The 19,051-nt window shown below is 36.2% G+C and carries 14 protein-coding genes; all 14 read right to left on the bottom strand.

The genetic code is table 11. From position 1 onward, the window contains the following. Positions 1 to 7: 7 nt before the first annotated feature. The 14 genes from MHI40_RS04490 to MHI40_RS04425 all read right to left on the bottom strand — a co-directional run bounded on the left by MHI40_RS04490 (position 8) and on the right by MHI40_RS04425 (position 19,010). Positions 8 to 2,566, bottom strand: a complete 2,559-nt coding sequence (locus MHI40_RS04490; RefSeq protein ID WP_340761696.1) for an SH3 domain-containing protein — start codon at positions 2,564 to 2,566, stop codon at positions 8 to 10. Between the two features lie 1,457 nt (positions 2,567 to 4,023). After that, positions 4,024 to 5,061, bottom strand: coding sequence for an LCP family protein (locus MHI40_RS04485; RefSeq protein ID WP_093537264.1), 1,038 nt, complete (start codon positions 5,059 to 5,061; stop codon positions 4,024 to 4,026). Between the two features lie 80 nt (positions 5,062 to 5,141). Then, positions 5,142 to 6,362 carry a glycosyltransferase family 4 protein gene (locus MHI40_RS04480; RefSeq protein WP_340761695.1) on the bottom strand — a complete coding sequence of 407 codons (1,221 nt, stop codon included), beginning with the start codon at positions 6,360 to 6,362 and terminating at the stop codon, positions 5,142 to 5,144. 13 nt (positions 6,363 to 6,375) lie between these two features. After that, entirely contained in the window at positions 6,376 to 7,239 is an 864-nt protein-coding gene (galU, locus tag MHI40_RS04475) for a UTP--glucose-1-phosphate uridylyltransferase GalU (protein WP_093537350.1), read from the bottom strand. Positions 7,240 to 7,267: 28 nt separating this feature from the next. Next, positions 7,268 to 8,335 carry a glycosyltransferase gene (locus MHI40_RS04470; RefSeq protein WP_340761694.1) on the bottom strand — a complete coding sequence of 356 codons (1,068 nt, stop codon included), beginning with the start codon at positions 8,333 to 8,335 and terminating at the stop codon, positions 7,268 to 7,270. Then, complete coding sequence (locus MHI40_RS04465; protein WP_340761693.1) at positions 8,332 to 9,447, bottom strand: glycosyltransferase; 1,116 nt, start codon at positions 9,445 to 9,447, stop codon at positions 8,332 to 8,334. The genes MHI40_RS04470 and MHI40_RS04465 overlap by 4 nt, the downstream gene beginning before the upstream one ends. After that, positions 9,444 to 10,742 carry an O-antigen polymerase gene (locus MHI40_RS04460; RefSeq protein ID WP_245762691.1) on the bottom strand — a complete coding sequence of 433 codons (1,299 nt, stop codon included), beginning with the start codon at positions 10,740 to 10,742 and terminating at the stop codon, positions 9,444 to 9,446. The genes MHI40_RS04465 and MHI40_RS04460 overlap by 4 nt, the downstream gene beginning before the upstream one ends. A gap of 351 nt (positions 10,743 to 11,093) precedes the next feature. Further along, positions 11,094 to 12,158, bottom strand: a complete 1,065-nt coding sequence (gene wecB / locus MHI40_RS04455) for a non-hydrolyzing UDP-N-acetylglucosamine 2-epimerase (protein WP_340761692.1) — start codon at positions 12,156 to 12,158, stop codon at positions 11,094 to 11,096. After that, on the bottom strand, positions 12,155 to 13,753 hold the full coding sequence (locus MHI40_RS04450) for an asparagine synthase C-terminal domain-containing protein (RefSeq protein WP_340761691.1): 1,599 nt from the start codon (positions 13,751 to 13,753) through the stop codon (positions 12,155 to 12,157). The genes wecB and MHI40_RS04450 overlap by 4 nt, the downstream gene beginning before the upstream one ends. A 13-nt stretch (positions 13,754 to 13,766) precedes the next feature. Beyond that, positions 13,767 to 15,182 (bottom strand): lipopolysaccharide biosynthesis protein, encoded by a 1,416-nt coding sequence (locus tag MHI40_RS04445; RefSeq protein WP_340761690.1) that lies wholly within the window; start codon positions 15,180 to 15,182, stop codon positions 13,767 to 13,769. Next, the gene (locus tag MHI40_RS04440; RefSeq protein WP_340761689.1) at positions 15,183 to 15,914 is read right to left on the bottom strand and encodes an acyltransferase; all 732 of its coding nucleotides are present in this window, start codon (positions 15,912 to 15,914) and stop codon (positions 15,183 to 15,185) included. A 13-nt stretch (positions 15,915 to 15,927) separates the two neighbouring features. Continuing rightward, on the bottom strand, positions 15,928 to 17,244 hold the full coding sequence (locus tag MHI40_RS04435; RefSeq protein WP_340761688.1) for a nucleotide sugar dehydrogenase: 1,317 nt from the start codon (positions 17,242 to 17,244) through the stop codon (positions 15,928 to 15,930). 18 nt (positions 17,245 to 17,262) lie between these two features. Beyond that, positions 17,263 to 18,276, bottom strand: coding sequence for a Gfo/Idh/MocA family protein (locus MHI40_RS04430; protein ID WP_093537254.1), 1,014 nt, complete (start codon positions 18,274 to 18,276; stop codon positions 17,263 to 17,265). After that, on the bottom strand, positions 18,273 to 19,010 hold the full coding sequence (locus MHI40_RS04425) for a hypothetical protein (RefSeq protein WP_340761687.1): 738 nt from the start codon (positions 19,008 to 19,010) through the stop codon (positions 18,273 to 18,275). The genes MHI40_RS04430 and MHI40_RS04425 overlap by 4 nt, the downstream gene beginning before the upstream one ends. Positions 19,011 to 19,051 lie beyond the last annotated feature (41 nt).

The raw sequence follows: 19,051 nt of genomic DNA, 5'->3' as shown, positions 1-19,051 counted from the left end.
CCTTCCATTACTGATTGAAATAGTTTTCTAACCCTTTACGAATTCCAGTTGCAGCTTTTTTACGGAAGGCCGTAGTAGCCAATTGTGCTTCTTCCGTAGGATTTGAAAGGAATGCTAATTCGACTAAAACAGAAGGAATCTCATTCATACGATTCACATAGAAATTTTCCTGTTTCACTCCACGATTATAAGTTCCAATAGATTTTACTAAATCGGATTGAATACTCTTCGCAAGTGTCAAACTTCTAGGACCATTAAAACTCACTGACGAATTATAGAACGTTGTAGTCCCTTTCGAAGTAGAATTAAATGAATCTGCATGAATACTTATAAATGCATCATAATCAGAAGCATTTGAGATACCTGTACGCTGTGAAAGCTCTAAGAATACATCTGTACTTCTAGTAAGCTTCACAGTAGCTCCAGCAGCCTCTAACTCAGCTTTAAGGAATTGAGCAGTTGCCAGATTCACATCTTTCTCTTTCGTTCCTTTTTTACCTATTGCACCAGGATCAGAAGCACCATGTCCTGCATCGATAATTATTTTCTTACCTACTAACCCTTTAGGTACTACTTTGATTGTTAGTTCGTTATTATAATCTCTAATTGTATAGGAGTATTTAGGATCGAAAGTGATTAATAATACAGATGTGCCTCCTGAAACTTTCTCCACTTTCATGCTCTTCACGCCAACTACATTCGATTTAATCTCGTTGATACTTGTTAAATTGCCATAAACACGCAGTACATTTGTGGATGGTACTGAGTAAGTAATGTCAAATTTCTTAGGTTTAGACCAAACCATATAGTTTTGACCATTTCTTACTTCTGTTCTCCCATTAGTCAATGAAATTGCTGAAACTGGTGCTGCATCTGAAAGAACAGATGCTTGAATCCAACCACGTTTTTCAGTTGGTGTTTCGATATTTACCCACCCGTTAAGCGTACGTAGTATTCGTACAGGTGAACTTAAATAAATTGTATCTACTTTCTTCGCGGTTGCACTTGCTCCGTTATACACTGTAGAAGTCTTTGTCCCGTACTTAGTTGGAAGGTTTGTACTTATTTCGAAGTCAGGAATCCAACCTTGCTTTCCATTCGCTTGAATATTTAACCAAGTAGTACCATCAGTCGAAACTAATTTGCTCAATACGGTATACTTCGTATTTTTTGCTACTCCTCCTAAAACTGCAGAATTATAATTGCTATCTGCATACATTAAAGCATTTGAACGTTGAATTGTACCTGTTTCTCCATTCCCTGGAGTGACAACTGGAGTATCGTTCACTTTATCTACAATAGTTACAACAGATTGATGTAACCAAGCATCTCCACTAGTAGAAACTACTTTATACCATTTTTCTTTACTTGCATCAGTTGCATATTGAGAAGAAACATATTGGTCATTAAGTTTTGATTGAGTTACAACATCATAAGTCGTTCCCGGACCTGAACGCATATTTGCTACAGAAACAGAAACCTTCAAGTTATTTTCTTCTGTAACTATATCTCCATTTGGAGATGGTGTTTCAGTTGATGGATTTTCGGGTACTGTAGAAACACTGTCAAATGATTCAGCAGACATCCAACCTTTTTTACCCACTGCATAAGTTACTTGATACCATTTTTCTTTTGCAGCATTCGTAAACTCTTGATGGATTGCTAGTTTTACACCTTTATTAATAGTTGCTACAGTTTTATAACTTTTTGTAGCACCAGAATGTACTGTCGATGTTTTACTCACGACTTTATTTGCAATGGAGTTATTTTCAAAGGCAGATGCAAGAATCCAACCTTTTTTCCCAGTGGCATATGTAACTTGAACCCATTTCTCGTTATAAGCATTAGTAAACTCTTGGTGAACGGTAAGGGTTGATCCAACTTTAGCTGTGAAAACTGTCGCATAGTTTTTCGTAGCTCCTTTATGAACAGTTGATGAATTGATAACTGTCATCACTGTAGCTGTTTCTCCCGCAGTCCCATTCAAGACGAATAAGTCCGAGCTAACCCAGCCTTTTTTACCGCTATATTCTACGTTAAACCAAATCTCATTTTGAGCATTTGTAAAAGCACCGATAATTTTTAATGAAGTTCCTGCAGGAATAGTCTTCACTACTTTATAAGAAGTTGTTGCTCCACTTCTCATATTAGTGGCATTTTTCCCTATTTTCTGTGTTGTTCCAACATAGGAATCCCCAGATTTTGTAGCAGACGCTTTAACAGCAGTTGTGGTTGCTTTTAAATAGTCACTAATAATCCAACCTTCAGTCGAATTAAAGGAAACTTTATACCAAATTTCCCCTTTACTATTTTTCTCATTGGCAAGTACAGAAACCGACTGACCTGCGCTAGTTTGTGATATTTTATTGAACTCAGTACCCGCACCTGATCTAATATTGACATTATTTTCAGTAACTAATGCTTTGTTACCTATCAATTGTTGAATATCTTCTATTATTATCGAAGAATTAGAGGCTGCGTATACGGACGGTGCTTCACTAGCAAGAAGGTTAAGTGGCAAAAGGACAGAAGTTGCTAATACAGATGATGCTATTACTTTTTTCATTTGTTCCTCCTAGAACGTTTATTTTCTACATAATAGAACACAGTATCTCATAAAACAATCCAATTAATGAATTTAAAACCTATGTACTATAAATTTAACATATAAACAAGTTTTATAGCATAAGCTAAAATTACTCATTTGTATAACAATATTATTACAATTCTCGACATTCTGTCATTAAAATGTAATATATCTCGAATTTACTAGAAAAGAATATCCGAATATTATACAAGGGAACATAATGCATTCTCACAAAGTATCGGTCAAACCTGCAACATCTTTAATTACCCTATCTCTTTCAATTAGTGGATAAAGAATTATAAAAATTACCGTTCATATCTATTCAAACTTAAAATCTTAATATTTGGAGTGTGGGATGAGTGAGACAGACGAGATATCACATCGACGCGCGCTAGCGACGGTGATAGCTCATCGCTCACCCCGCGAAAAGCGTCCAACTGAAACGGAAATCAGCTGCATCTATTCTATTTCCTTATAAATTGAAATCAATGAAAAGCTACACCTGTCATAGAATCTTTATCCTCTAAATTACTCTGACAAATCTCTTTATCTGATACCACTCACTTTATTGATTGAAGTGAAGTCGGCGACTCCAGCGGCAAAGTGCGAGCTGAAAGCCCCGCAGGAACGCTTAAGAGGTACTAAGGCTAAGAACGCCACTTCGTGTGGCAACGCCTTCGTGACCAACATCCTGTTGGCCCGAGGAGATTGAAGCTGTGCCCGCGGAAAGCGTCCGACTACACGGAAATCAACTGCATCTATTCTATTACTGAGTTTAATATTTTATTATTTAAGCGATAACCTCTATCCAAACATCAAATCGAGATGCACTTACTTTATTGATTGGAGTGCAAGCTGGCGACTTCGGCGGGATGAGTGAGGCAGATGAGCTACCACAGCGACGCGCTAGCGACGGTGATAGCTCATCGCTCACCCCGCGAAAAGCGTCCAACTGAAACGGAAATCAGCTGCATCTGTTCTATTTCCTTATAAGTTAAGAAAAATGAAAGGCTAACAGTTGCCATAGAATCCTTATCCTTTAAATTGCTAAATCTAATTCTATATCCAAAGCGATAAGCTCTGACAAATCTCTTAATCTGATACTACTCACTTTATTGATTGAAGTGAAGTCGGCGACTCCAGCGGGACAGCGCGAGCTGAAAGCCCCGCAGGAACGTAGTGACGAGGAGATTGAAGCTGTGCCCGCGGAAAGCGTCCGACCGTAACGGAAATCAACAGCATATATTACATATCTTTTATCTTTTATCTTTTATCTTTTATCTTTTATCTTTTATCTTTTATCTCTCACCCTCCAATTTAAATATAAGAAAATCAATTTTATTTTATAGACAAGCAGTTCCTCTCCTTAGAATCCAATTCTTTATATTTCTATAAAAAAAAAGAGTAAAACGAAACGCCCACGAAGGCGCTCCATTTTACTCTCCAAAAGATAAATCATTTGCAGTCTTAGTTTCATTTAATTCACTTTGCGCATTTTGTCCAAAATCATCTAAATTCAACTTTAACTGCTTTGAAACAGTCTCGATAGAATCCTCATCAGGGATGAAATAATAGATTCCTCTAATAGTTGCATCATCTCCAGTTATTTGTAACTGCTCAAAAGGAGACGACTTTAAATTTTGATACATTTTAATCAATCCAAAATAATCAGATGAAGGAATATTAGTTCTCACATTTTTTCCTACATCCTTAATCATATCATCAATTTTTGTAATATTACCGAGGCTTGTGCCTTGATTGATAATCTCTTGAATTACTTGTTTTTGACGTAAATTACGTCCGATATCCCCTTGGGGATCCGTTTTACGCATACGTACATAAGCAAGCGCTTCGTTCCCATTTAACTCCATAGGTCCTTCTGTGTACGTTTTCCATTTTAAACTCTCAGTTAACTGAGCCTTGAACGTAAATGGCACATCCACTTCAATACCGCCAACTGTATCGACGATATCTTCAAATCCTTGGAAGTCAGTAGAAACATAGTAGTCAATTTCTAAATCTAAAAACTCTTCTACAGCATTAATCGTATAGTTAATACCACCATTTGCATAAGAGTGATTGATCTTATCTTCATAACCTAAATCCGGAATATACACTTTAGTATCACGAGGGATACTAACCATTGAGATTTTTTCCGTTTTCGGATTAATCGTTGCTACAATAATCACGTCGGATCTACCATAAGTAGCACCTTCTTGATTTTCAATACCTGTAAGCATCAATGTGAAAGCGGAATCTTCTGCCATCGCACTATCAAACTTACTTTCTGCTTTATTTTCTTTATCTCGTTCTAACGGTTCAAACATGTTCGAGGTCGCATTTTTTGTCTGTAAGGATAGGTTAGTAGCGAATACAATCACACCAGACAATAAAACCATCGAAATGACTAGAACCGTATATAATAATTTTCTTCTCGTCTTCTTTTTTCGTTTTGTATGACGTGAAGTAGCCATAATTCTTCCCTACTTTACTGTTAAAATATAATCTCACCAATTATACATAAAATATTGTCGTATGTATATCAGGAAGTTGCTTACTTCTTCGTAAGGTTATGCAAGAGATCTTTGACGATTGAAACCCAGCTGTATTCGTTCAATGCTAAATTTCGTCCGCATTCTTTCATTTCTGTACGTACTGCCTCATCCATTTCTACAAATGAGAACATCGTATCCGCTATAGAATCAACATTTTCTGGCATTGCAACTAATCCAATATTATTTTTCGTCACAATTTCAGCACTTTCCCCTTTTCCGCAATATAATACCGGAACCCCAGAGGAAGCAGCTGGGAAAATTTTCGATGGGCGAGCTCCTTCAAATAATTGAATGTCTCTTAGTGGTACGATACTTACATCTGTCACTGAGAATAATTTAGGCATTTCTTTTAAAGGTAAATGGCCTAAAAAAGCTATGTTCATAAGTCCTAATTCTTTTGCTAATTCATGAAGTTTTTGTTCCTCTGGACCTGCTCCAGCTATTAAGAAGAAAGCGTTAGGAACTGTTTCCTGCATTTTCTTTGCAGCGTATAAAATAAATTCCAACCCTTGAGCATAACCCAAATTACCACCATAAGAAAACACGAACTTACCTTGTAGATTGAACTTTTCTACGTACTCCGCATTTTTTTCTTCTGGTTGGAAGAAAGTTGTGTTTACTCCATTTGGCAAGACAAATACTTTGTCTTGCGGCTGAGAGTGGTTAATAATGTATGATTTTATACCATCTGTTGCAGTAGCAATTTTCCATGAATGCTTATATAAAAATGACTCTAAAATTTCAGCAAGTTTAATAAAAAATTTATTTTTTACCAACCCTAATTTTACCGCAGACTCTGGCCAAACATCGGCAACATTAAAGACAAATTTTGCACCTTTTAATTTGGCGCCTAGTAGTCCCGTTAAGCCTAAAAAGATAGGCGGTGAATTCACTATAATAACATCTACTTTACCAGTTTTCATCAATCCGTAGAACGAACTGAATGTAAAAGAAAAGTACGATACTAAACGTTTATAAAATGTTCCTTTTTTAGAAGGATAAATCCAAGTACGATGAACAGGAATTCCATCCCATTCTTCAAACTCATATTTTTTCCCTTTATACTCATCTGGAATAATGCCGTGAGGATGATGAGGGAATGCTGTTACCACTTGAATATCATGGCCTTGAGCAAGAAGTTCCTTACTCACTTCATATACTCGAATTTGTGGTGCTCCTGTTTCTGGCGGGAAATGTTGACACAAATATACAATACGCATTTAAATCACCGTTTTAATCTTTCAATTTATTCTTTAAATATGCCAATAAAGGCTCTCTTAAATCATCACGTTTTAAAGCAAAATCAAATGTCGCTTGTAGGAATCCAAATTTATCACCGACATCATAGCGTTTCCCCTCAAACATATAAGAGTAAATAGGCTCTTTAGCGAGCAAGGAATCGATTGCATCTGTTAATTGGATTTCGCCTTTTGCATCTGGTTGTACTTTTTCCAATTCTTCAAAAATACCAGGTGTCAAAATATAACGACCAACTATTGCTTGGTTGGATGGAGCATCCTTAATGGCTGGTTTTTCGACTAATCTTTTCACTGTATATAAATTATTATCTGCTTCGCTATAGTCAACAATACCATATTTACTGACATCTTCAGTTGGGACTTCATTGACTCCTAAAATACTACTTTGCACTTGCTCATACTTATCAATCATTTGTTTTAATGCAGGTACTTCTGCATCAATAATGTCATCAGGTAGTAAGACTGCAAATGGTTCATTGCCAATGAATTTCTTTGTACATAAAATCGCATGTCCAAGTCCAAGTGGCTCTTTTTGACGCATATAATGTATATCGACTAAATTAGAAATGTTTTCTACTGTTTCTAGCAGCTCTAATTTCCCAGTCTTCTTCAATAATAGCTCTAGCTCAATGGATTTATCGAAATGATCTTCCATCGATTTTTTATTGCGACCAGTTACAATAATAATATCTTCAATTCCAGAAGCAATAGCTTCTTCAATAATATATTGTAGGTTGGGCTTATCTACGATAGGTAACATTTCTTTTGGTAATGCTTTTGTGGCAGGAAGGAAACGAGTTCCAAATCCTGCTGCAGGTATAACCGCTTTTTTAATCATATCCAATCACCTTTCTCTTTCTATACGATTAAAGATACTTTTTATATAGCTCTAACATATAGTGCGCATTATCAATCCAACTATAGTGTTCCAATACATGTGTAACTCCAGCTTGTCCCATGGAAGCTCTCAATTCATCGTTACTTGCTAGCTTCTTGAACGCTTTTGCCAGCTGATCTGGACTTTCTTTATCGGTCACTATTCCAGTCACATCATTGACTACTACCTCAGGAAGTCCACCAACATTTGAGACGACTACTGGAATCCCACAAGCCATCGCTTCCACTGCAGCAACTCCAAAGCTTTCACTATCTTCCGTAGATGGTACTGCAAAAATGGTCATTTTCCGAATTACATTTGGTACTTCTGTATTCGGTACTTTACCTGTAAACGTAGTAACTGAATCTATACCTAAGTCTTTGGATAGTTGCTCATACTCTGCTCGTTGTGGTCCGTCACCTGTTATCACCAGCTCGGAATTTGAAAATTCCTTATGGAACAAAGCAAAGCCCTTCACTAAATCAGCGATTCCATACTTATCTTCCAGTGCTTTTACTGTACCAACAATGATTTTATCAGTAGATTGTTCTGTACCTATTTCCGGATAAAAAATATTAATATCTACCCCAAATGGGGTTACCTCTACAAAACGTTTTGTATATAAATTTGTCTCTTTAGCCATCACATGACTGGTAGAGAAAACAGCTGTAGCTTTACTTAATGTGAATTCTATTAGTTTTTTATTGAGTTTGCTCTTTTTAGGGAAGTCAAAAATATCTTTTCCCCATACCGAAACAAAATACTTTTTATAATTAACCATCGCCCCTAACAATCCATAGCTAGAAACAAAATGAGAATGTAAAACATCTGGCTGCCATTCTTTCAGCATTTTTTTCAACGCAGGAGCTGCTGCTAAATAGGAAGCTTTGCCTGGTAATGATTTCGGTAATACAACAGTTTGTACTAATTTAGCATTGTCCTCAGAGTAATGATCTTTAAATGTGTATACTTTTACGTCAATTCCTTGAGATTGATAAAATAACGCCCATTTTTGAGTATGAATGGATCTGCTTGGTGCTAATAACGCAATTTTCATTGGTTACCTCCTATTAGCGCATGCGCTGCTTGTTCAGCTCGTTCATTCCATGCATGCTTTTGTAAAAAAGTTCGCTGTATATTTTGTTTGTATTCAGCGAAATGAGATGGGATTGCTTGCATTCCTTCTACAAGACTCTCAGCATCATCACCTGTTAGAACCCCGTAAGGTCCAGAAGCTATGAAGTCTTCCTGTGCAGAGCAATTAGTTGCAATGATCGGCAGTCCTGCTGTTAAGTATTCCACCATTTTAATCGGCACTGCAAAATCATTGTACACCGAACGTTTACGTGGAATAAAAGCAAAATCTACTTCCTCATATACTTTCTGTAATTCTGCCCCACTAACGTGCTTAACCTCTATATAGGATTTGTTTAGCTTGTCCTTATCCGCTCTTGGTAAATCATTAAATTCATCTTTACGACAAACAATTACTAATTTACCTTGAATTCCGCTCTTGTTTAACGCATCATAGGCATCCACTAATGTAGGTAAGCCGTAATCATCATTATTAATACCACCTACATAAATCCCTTTAAACGGATTTTGTATCTCATTTGTACTTGATTTTATTTCTGTAAAACGTCCTCCTGGAGGAAGCGCCATTTTAGTTGCATTTATATTAACGTACTTGCCCATAGCATCGCTTGGCAAAAAGACCGTATGCACATATTTTCCGTAAAACTTCTCTTCTAGCTTATAGATAGATTGCATGATAAATTTCTTTAACCCTTTTAATGAATACAATTCGTCGAATTTCCAGTACACATCTCGATAAAATACTCCGACTGGAATATCGTGTTTTTTTAAAGTTTTAAAGACATCTTTATCAATTTTCCAGTCTTTTGGTATATGCCCCGCATCAGTTAACCACAGCGGTATCGTTTGATTTTCAGAGTAACAAAATAGTGTCTGCTCTAGCTTTCTCTCCTGTAATACTTTATTCCACAAGAGACGACGTTCAGTTGTATTACCTGAAATGATGATAAGTTCTAATTCATGCTTTTGTGCATATAACTCAAAGGCTTTAATCATTTCTACTGGACGGATAGCAGATCCGCTCTTTGGATTTGCAGCTATCGTAAAAGGATAATAAATAAGAATATTTTTCATGCTTTCACCTTTTTCCTCTTCACCTTACTCATAAGGAATGTCCAAATGACGTGAAAATATTGCTCTACTATAAATAATCCTGCTAGCACGACTGTCATCATTATCCAAATAGGATTGAAGAAAAAGTCTGCTGCTCCACCAACTAGTGTTCTTGGAATATTAATCGTAAAGTAAACTGTTAATGCAATAACGACTGGAGTTTTTGGCAGTCTTAAGAAAGCAATATATAACAACTGAATAACAGCCGCTACATAAATAATACATACAATAACACCGACATAACCAAAGGAACCAAATGCTTCTCCGATGAAAATTGTATTTAATACTCCGCCAGTTCCTTTATCTACATTTTCAGGGAACACATTTTCCATGACCATTCTTGCTGAACGTACCTGTTCAACATCGAAAATACCAGCAATAAATGACGGCAATCCTTTCATCTCAAGGAAAGCGATTGAATGCGAGTATGTATCCAAATGTAAAAAGAAAGGAGATATTTGTGCGAGAATAATTCTTCCGATTGGACCAGAATTATAAGACAAAAAGCTCTCTACCTCTGTAACTCCTTGGATAGCTATATACATTATTACTAATAACACAGTCCCTGAAATAACAAAGGCACTGATTTTCTTCCAATTTAACTTTAACGTTTGTGTGAATACACCCGCTAACAACAACATGATGACATAAAAGAAAATAGGTGACTTTGCCAAATCGTATGTAGTTATTACTAAAGATGACATAAACAATAAGAAGAATACAATTTTCCAATACAATGCTTTAGACTGTGTTGTGTATATAAAAGCAATAATAGAAAGCACCGGTGTCAAAGCAATCGCAAATATGTTCCGTATATATACATCTATTCCACTTATTCCTCGCGATGCATCAATACGCATCTTCGCAAGTTCAGAAGTGTTTCCTTTTAACAATTCATATAAAGGAACTGTGGAGGTTTTTAACATTGTATACGCAACGGCTAACACTGATATAGCAGTTAGTGCACCAAATGCTAACCTAAACAAGCGTCTATTCTTATCTACACTTGTACGAACGGGTTCGTGTAGGTAGCGGTCAAACTCTTTTTCGGAATTAAAACCGAACATTCTTCCTACAACCAATTGCGTTAATGGAAATAAAATCATTAATATCGTCAACAAAATAAATCCAATGATTCGATATTCCTCATGGTCCATTCTTTTGATCATATAATAATCGTCAATTCCTAAAGCTATCAATAATCCGCCAATATAACTGGAGATAAGGAAAGAATAATAATATATTATCGTAATCATATTTGGCCTTACAGGAGAAAGGCTTCCAGAAACCTTTTTGAAAAGGTATGTGGAAGCCACCACAGTAAAGAGCCATATGCTAAAAATTAACAATGCTCACACCTACTTTATATTCATCAATAACGCCCAGCTTGGATATCTGTGGCATTTACTAGATTTTTTGATCACTTGAATCACTGTTGATCTCCCTTACAGGCGAACGCTATCCGCGGGCACGGCTTCAATCTCCTCGTCACTGCGTTCCTGCGGGGCTTTCAGCTCGCGCTGTTCCCGCTGGAGTCGCCGCCTTGCACTTCAATCAACAAGCTCGACTTACATATAAAAAGGACTTACTCACCGAGATTTTCAGAACTAAGCTAAATATTCCTTGAGTAACGTCAAAACTTTCTGAGCTGTGTTCCCATCTCCAAATACAGGTGTGTATGAAGGAGAAACTTGTTTGTTTACTGCTGCTACTATTTTATCTGTATCTGTACCAGTTAAAATATTTGCATCTTCTATTAATGTTTCTACCCATTCTGTTTGATCACGAACTGTTACGCATGGTACTTCTGCGAAATATGCTTCTTTTTGTACGCCACCAGAATCTGTAACGATTTTTTTCGCATTTGTTTCCAATGAGAGCATATCTAGATAACCTACAGGTTCAATTACATGTAAATTAGGAATTTCATCTAATTTAAATCCATAATCTTCTAACATATGCTTCGTACGTGGGTGTATTGGCCATACTTTTTTATCGGGAATTTGACTAAATGCATCTAAAATAGATTTCATACGTTCTACATCATCTGTGTTTTCTGCACGATGAATCGTGATTAATAAGTAATCTTTAGCTGTTAGATTTTCACGTTCTAAAATAGTCGTAGATGACGCTGCTAATTCTTTGTTGTACAATACTGCATCATACATGACGTCCCCTACATTATAAACGCCATCTGAAATATGCTCGTTTGTTAAATTTTGGATAGCTGTATCAGTTGGGCAAAGAAGTAGTGTAGAGATATGATCTGTTAGGATACGGTTTACTTCTTCTGGCATTTTCTTGTTGAAACTACGAAGTCCTGCTTCAATATGCACAATCGGTACATGAAGTTTAGCCGCTGCAAGAGCCCCTGCTAGTGTTGAGTTAGTATCACCATATACAAGTACAAAATCCGGAGTCTCAGTTAAAATTATTTCTTCAATTTTAGCTAACATTTCTCCAGTTTGTTTCCCATGGTTTCCAGAACCAATTCCTAAATGATAATCTGGTTTAGGAATATTCAACTCTTCAAAAAAGATGTCGGACATATTCGCATCATAATGCTGCCCAGTGTGCACGATAAGTTCTGTCACTTCTTCACGAATTACACGTGATACCGCTGCAGCTTTTATAAATTGGGGTCTTGCTCCTAAAATTGTAAGAACCTTCATTTTGTAATCTCCTTCATCATTTCAATCATGTCTTTTACGATAAATGAATTAATATTATATGGATGTTCATACTTTTTACCATTTCGTGAGAACTTTAACGATTTTATATATTGCTTATATGTTGGATAAATACCAAACCATTCCATCGGCTCATCAAAGTATTTCCGGTATAGATTTTTCTTCCTATATAGCTTGCGCAAAACAGGATAAAGAATCCCATACTTATTTTTTAATGAATTTTCTGGACCTGGTTTTTGAGGCATTGGATAATAATCTGGATGCATTTTATGCAATGTATAATCATATAAATATTTTTTATATTTTAAGTCTGCTGGAAGCTTACTGAAGAAATGGATTAACCGATCGTCCCATAAGGGAAGGGACCAGCTTTGGCCAAAATATTCATACACGCGGACAGAGTTAATAATGAATTTAGATTGTCTTTCTCTCCAGTTCCACTCATCTATTAATGAAGACACTCGCTCATTCGTGTAATTGGAATACACTTCTATGTCTTCGAATAAACCTCTTCCTATATTCGTGTTTGCATAAGTTTTTTCACCATTTAGTTCCCATAATCGGAAATGTTTATTCATGATAAAGGTTTGAATTTCACTCACTTCAAAGTCTTTATCAATAATCGATTCATAGGGTAAGTGACCACCTGCTAGATAATCTAAGGAATGACCTGGAAGGAACACTGCATCCTCTAATTTTTCTTCTTGCACTAATAACTTTGTGCTCGGAAAATCCTGTAAATGGGCAACAGAAACACCATTACTGGAATATACAACATAGTCTTTCCATTCCTCAGATTTGTACATGTCTTCCCACATTTTTTTGTCATAAGCAAAATACTTCCACTTAAGCCCTAACTGATCTGCTATTTGTTTACTAACTGTAGATTCACCATTACCTGGTCTTCCATATGTAAAGGTAGTAATATTCTCTTTTAAACCTCGTTCCACGAGATTCAATGCTATTAACCTAGAATCATAGCCACCACTAAGTGGGATAATTATTTGACGTCCCTTTAAGCGCGTTGCCAAATCATCAAATAAATCATGAAAAACCTGCTCCAATTCCGCAGCAAATGTATCAATAGACTCGGATTCTTTTTCCAAAACATAGGTGTAATAATATGTTTGGTTAGCTTCCTTAGCAAGTTTTACATAAGAAACCGCTGGTACTTGGAACCAGTCTGCAAATAGAGTTTTATCTCTAAATACAAATCCTGTGACAAGAAACTCATCTTCTGCTTCCATTACCATGTCCATGCCTTCATGAGGTGTAATATAATCTTGGACAATCCAATTGGCTGCAGAATCTTGTGAATAGAATAATGGGATGGATCTTTTCATATCTGTCACTAAAGTGGTGTTATGTTCATTCGTGAATATTAATGCATATTCGCCATTCCATTTAGAATATTCCATAGTGGAAAGCTGTGCTTCATTAAATAGGCTACCAAAATTTTCATGGGTGACATATTGATTTTCATAGTAGAAATAACCTCTGAAAAACCCTTCATACCCTTCGCCTATAATAGGATAAAAATCTTTATGCCTCAGGTTAATTTTACAATTTCTCGCCATGTCATATCCCCCATTATTTTCTATTTACAAAATACTTATCCATTCGAACAAGCAGTACTAAAATGATGAACGCTAGCCATACTCCAGCTATTAGCAAGTCATTTAAATCCGTTAATTGTATATACACTATGCTTAGTGTAGCAGCGATTAACCAGAAGATTGTCCATGCCATTTTAAATCCAGAGAAAGGTACATAGTATAGCTTCTGACTTTTGCGAAACACCATAAATAGAGCCAAGCAGTATGCTGATATATAGGAAATGACAGTGCCCCAGATTAAGAAACTTGGAACGAATATAAAATTCAATATAACAGATACAACTGCGGCTATTCCAAATGCTATAGAAATGTGTTTTGTTTGTTTGGAATAAAATATCCCCGTAGAAACGATCATATAATAAAAACTTAAAAAAGTAGCAATTGAAATAGGTGCTACATATTGAAACGCAATTCTAAACTGCTCTGGCATTACTAAAATAACCCATGGCATAACTGTAGCTAACGCTAAAACTCCAAAACTACCTATCAATAAAAATGCTGCATATAGAGTAGAAAATAGTTTTGGGCTACTTTCCTTATCTTTCAATGACATAGAAAAAGGTCTCCAAGCAAGCTGAATCCCACTCGTCAACAAGGTGATGAACGTAGCAAATTTTATAGCGGTACCATAGAGCCCCACATCGCCAATAGTTCCATACCCTCTGATAAAGTAATTATTTGCATTTGCAATAATCCAAAACGCTAAAGAAGCAGGTACTAACGGAGTAGCATAAACAAGTATTTTCTTTAAAATACTCCAATCAAACAGCGGTTTCAAATAAACTCTTACTGGCTTTATCAATACTAAGACAATAATAGCTACACTTATCAAGCGAGCTAATAGTATTCCTTCCAGTGAAGTCCAAACGAACATCAAGAAAAGGAGAGATACGATTGCTATTAAAAGCATCTTGGCAACAGTCATTGCGACTACTTTTTTTGTATGAAAATCGTATCTCAAAATAGTTAGAACAAGTGTCAGTATTGTATCTAAACAAAGTGTACCAAGAGCTATATAAAACAATGTAGCTTGACCAGGAACGTCTAATAGCAATACAGAAAGCCACTCTCCACCGATTAAAAATACAACAAATAACAAAATAACTATGGATATTCTAAAGGTCATAACGGATCGAACATATTTTTCACGTGTCTCTTTATCTTTATACTCAAAGTAGTAATAGGCCAAAGCTGAATCTGTACCAAAGATTACTAAGAAAGTAAGCATCGACACATTTGTATCGACTAACTGAAGCAAACCTACTAGCGATGTATCAACTAAATAATGAGCGTACAAAGGAAACAGGATGAAAGCTATTAGTTTCGTTCCGACATTCATAAATGCGTAAAGGAGCGAATCCGCTCCTAAACGTTTTAACTGAGAGAACACTTAGAGAAGCTCCTCTTCAGGTACATTTTTCATGAATTTAGCTGGGAATCCTTTTATAACTGTTTTTGCTTCTGTATCTTTTGTAACGATTGCTCCTGCAGCAACAAAAGTTTCTTCTGCAATAGTGATTCCCGGAAGAATAATAGATGCTCCACCTACACGTGCACCTTTTTTCACAATTGCTCCTTTGATTTTATCAAAACGAGCTTCTGTTCTTCCCATAAAGTTATCATTTGTAGTAGTAACACAAGGTGCGATAAAGACATGATCCTCTAGAGTAGAATGCGCCGTTATATAAGAATTCGATTGAATTTTTGTGCGTTCTCCGATTGTTACAAAGTTTTCTACCGTAACATTACGTCCGATAATAACAAATGATCCAATCTTCACATCTTCACGAACAGTAGCTAAATCGGCTATTAATGTACTTTCACCGATAATAGCACCTCTATAAATAATAGTATTCGCACCAATTGTACATTCTTTTCCTAGTTCAAGGGGTGGAATTTCTTTTGTAATTTGCATTGTGCTTGTTTTAGCTGGCTTCGGTTGCTTTCCAACAACAGCACCATCATCGACAGTTGTTCCATCACCAATGATTGTGTTTGCATGAATAGTCACACGATTACCAATGCGTACATTACTTCCCACTCTGGCCCCTTCTTCAATTACTGAAAAATGTCCAACTGTTGTATTTTCACCTAGCTCCGCAGTTTCATGTATAAAGTTCATGTTCATATCCCCCTTAAAGTTTAATATAACGATTTGGAGTTTCGATTCCTTTGAATGCATTACGCGTATCAAAGATAACTTTAGATCTCTTAGCTATATTTTCATAATCAAACCCAGTATGATCTGTAGCGAGGATAACCATGTCTGCATTATCAAGTAGTTCATCCGTCAATTCTGAAGTATGAAGAACTTCCCCATTTACACGGTAAGATTCTACATGCGGATCCACTGTTTTGAAATCAGCACCATGATGTAATAATAACTCGACTAGTTTAAGTGATGGAGATTCACGCATATCATCGATATCTTTTTTATATGCTACACCTAAAAGAAGAACTTTTGCATTACGTAACGCTTTACCTTCATCATTTAAGATTTGCATTGCGCGCGTAATAACATAATCAGGCATAGAGTTGTTTATTTCTCCTGCTAGTTCGATTAATCTAGTGTGGTAGTTATACTCACGTGCTTTCCATGTTAAATAGAATGGATCGATTGGAATACAGTGACCACCTAAACCAGGACCTGGATAGAATGCCATAAAGCCATATGGTTTCGTTTTAGCTGCGTCAATTACTTCCCAGACGTCAATTCCCATTTTTTCGCATAGAATGGCCATTTCATTTGCAAGTGCGATATTAATATGACGGAATGTGTTTTCAAATATTTTTTCCATTTCAGCAATAGCTGGACTTGAAACTTCATGGACATCGCCTTCAAGAACACTGCTGTATAATGCAGCGGCTACATCCGTACATTTTTCTGTAATCCCACCAACTACTTTTGGTGTATTTTTAGTATTGTAAGTTTTGTTACCTGGATCGATACGCTCTGGAGAATACGCAATGAAGATATCTTCTCCAACAATAAATCCTAATTTTTCCAAAGCGGGACGAATAATTTCTTCTGTAGTACCTGGATAAGTTGTCGATTCTAAAACAACTAGTGTACCTTTTTTCGCATATTTTGCGATTTCAGTTACTGAACTTTCAACGTATGAAGTATCCGGTTGTTGATAAATATCAAGAGGCGTTGGTACACAAATAGCTACCGCATCCACTGAACTAATAGAACCATAATCAGAAGAGGCTGTTAAATGGCCTGTGTCTACCATTTCTTTTAAGTCATTATCTACAACGTCTCCAATATAGTTAACGCCTTTGTTTACTTGTTCAACTTTAGATTCTTGTACATCAAAACCGATAACTGTATAACCAGCTTTTGCTTTTTCTACAGCTAGTGGTAATCCAACATACCCTAATCCAACGACACCAATAACAGCAGTACGGTTTTCAATTTTTGCTAATAATTCTTCATAGTAATTTGACATATATGTCTCTCCTTTAAATTAACTGAATGTAATACGTTTACCTGTCTCAGATGATTCGATAATTGCTTCTATAAGTCGAACAGGGTTATAACCATCTAAACCGCCAACTTCTGGATCCCGGTCTTCGTTGATCGCTGCAACCATATCTTCAATAATACAGTCGTGACCCTTTTTGCCCCATGGATCATTTTGTATTTTAGTTTTTAATGCTTCTACTTCTTCTGGAGAATAACCTTCTACATCCCAAGTATCGATGAATACTGCATTTTTCCCACTAACTTTAACACTAGCAGTTTCACCAAAAATGGATAAAGATTCTTCCAAGTTTTGCGGATAAACAGTCGTAGCTGCTTCTACCACTCCTAGAGCACCACTTTCAAACTCTATTAACGCAGTTGCCACATCTTCTGTTTCTATATCACGGAAACGTGTAGCGACCATTCCTTGAACAGATTTCACTGGTCCCATAAACCATAACAACAGGTCTAGATTATGTATTGCTTGATTCATCAGGACTCCACCGTCGAATTGCTTTGTACCTCTCCATGGTGCTTGATCATAATACGCTTGTCCTCTATTCCAACGGACAGTTGCATTAGCATGGCTAATTTTACCGAATTTCCCTGCATCCATTAATTCACGAACTTCCATAATAGCTGGACGGTAACGATTTGGATGAACGATAGAAAGTTTAACGCCTGCATCTTTGGCAATTTCCATCATTTCAAGAGCATCTGAAGAATTTAGTGCCATTGGCTTTTCTGTAACAATATGCTTTTTATGTTTTGCAACAGCCTTCGTTAAGGTCGCATGAAGACCAGAAGGAACACAAATGTTTACTACATCAATTTGTGGATTTTCAGTCAGCATTTTATCTAAATCTGTATATTTCAACACATTTTCATCATCGATTAATAATCTTTCCGGATTTGTATCACAGATGGCAAGAAGATTTGCTCCTTCTGCATTCTGAATAGCAGCTATATGTTTATCTGCTATGAAACCCATACCTACAATTGCAAATTGAATCATACTCTTTTACTCCCTCTAGCTTCTAAAATATATTTCCATAAAGATAAAGTAAGGATAGTAGCCAATATACCAAGAATGAATCCTGCGATTGCTCCTTCTAAACCATATGATTTTGTTTCTACCACATACGTATTTGCTAATGCGGGTTGCTCATAAGTAATTATGTCATTTCTCACACGTTGCTCTGTAGCTAATGCATTTTTCAAATCCATTTCTGCAGTACTTAATAATGCTGCAAAGTTATTTACTACTGTTAAATTTTCTGTATCACTAAGAATCCCTTTATAGGACTCAATTGCAGTCTGTAAAGTTGCAACTTGGGCAGCCTGCGTATTTGCATACGTTTCTGTTCCTTTTACCACTTTATCATGCTGAGCCATTAGCCCTTCTATTAACTGATCATTAAATTGAGTTAACTCTTTTGTTAACTCATCCTTATTATTCCCATGAGTTTCAACTTTAATATAACTTCTTGTAGGTACAAATACTTCAGTAGTTCCAGTAAAGTGTTGACCATATTTTGTTTTAATATGTTCTGGGTTAGTCAATGCTTCTAACTTAACAGAACCTGTAAAGATTGTACTTTTCCCTACGTAATCTCCATCTTTAGGTATGACCATTGCGCCAAGGTAACCTAACAAAGCTAAAATTACAGGAATAATAATAAACCAAACTTTCTTTTTCCAAAAAAATTCTAATGAATCGTACAAACGATATGTTTTATTTTCAGCCATTTCACTTCTCCTTCAAATCTCTTGAACAGGCAGTAAGAGGG

The organism is Psychrobacillus sp. FSL H8-0510, from assembly GCF_038008345.1.
Classification (GTDB): domain Bacteria; phylum Bacillota; class Bacilli; order Bacillales_A; family Planococcaceae; genus Psychrobacillus; species Psychrobacillus psychrotolerans.
The sequence above is the reverse complement of the archived record's forward strand: the minus strand, read 5'-3'. Positions and strand labels throughout refer to the sequence as shown.

Coding starts and splice junctions, on each gene's coding strand:
- MHI40_RS04490 (WP_340761696.1), bottom strand. CDS start 2,566: ATGAAAAAAGTAATAGCATCATCTGTATTAGCAACTTCTGTCCTTTTG.
- MHI40_RS04485 (WP_093537264.1), bottom strand. CDS start 5,061: ATGGCTACTTCACGTCATACAAAACGAAAAAAGAAGACGAGAAGAAAA.
- MHI40_RS04480 (WP_340761695.1), bottom strand. CDS start 6,362: ATGCGTATTGTATATTTGTGTCAACATTTCCCGCCAGAAACAGGAGCA.
- galU (WP_093537350.1), bottom strand. CDS start 7,239: ATGATTAAAAAAGCGGTTATACCTGCAGCAGGATTTGGAACTCGTTTC.
- MHI40_RS04470 (WP_340761694.1), bottom strand. CDS start 8,335: ATGAAAATTGCGTTATTAGCACCAAGCAGATCCATTCATACTCAAAAA.
- MHI40_RS04465 (WP_340761693.1), bottom strand. CDS start 9,447: ATGAAAAATATTCTTATTTATTATCCTTTTACGATAGCTGCAAATCCA.
- MHI40_RS04460 (WP_245762691.1), bottom strand. CDS start 10,742: ATGATTACGATAATATATTATTATTCTTTCCTTATCTCCAGTTATATT.
- wecB (WP_340761692.1), bottom strand. CDS start 12,158: ATGAAGGTTCTTACAATTTTAGGAGCAAGACCCCAATTTATAAAAGCT.
- MHI40_RS04450 (WP_340761691.1), bottom strand. CDS start 13,753: ATGGCGAGAAATTGTAAAATTAACCTGAGGCATAAAGATTTTTATCCT.
- MHI40_RS04440 (WP_340761689.1), bottom strand. CDS start 15,914: ATGAACTTTATACATGAAACTGCGGAGCTAGGTGAAAATACAACAGTT.
- MHI40_RS04435 (WP_340761688.1), bottom strand. CDS start 17,244: ATGTCAAATTACTATGAAGAATTATTAGCAAAAATTGAAAACCGTACT.
- MHI40_RS04430 (WP_093537254.1), bottom strand. CDS start 18,276: ATGATTCAATTTGCAATTGTAGGTATGGGTTTCATAGCAGATAAACAT.
- MHI40_RS04425 (WP_340761687.1), bottom strand. CDS start 19,010: ATGGCTGAAAATAAAACATATCGTTTGTACGATTCATTAGAATTTTTT.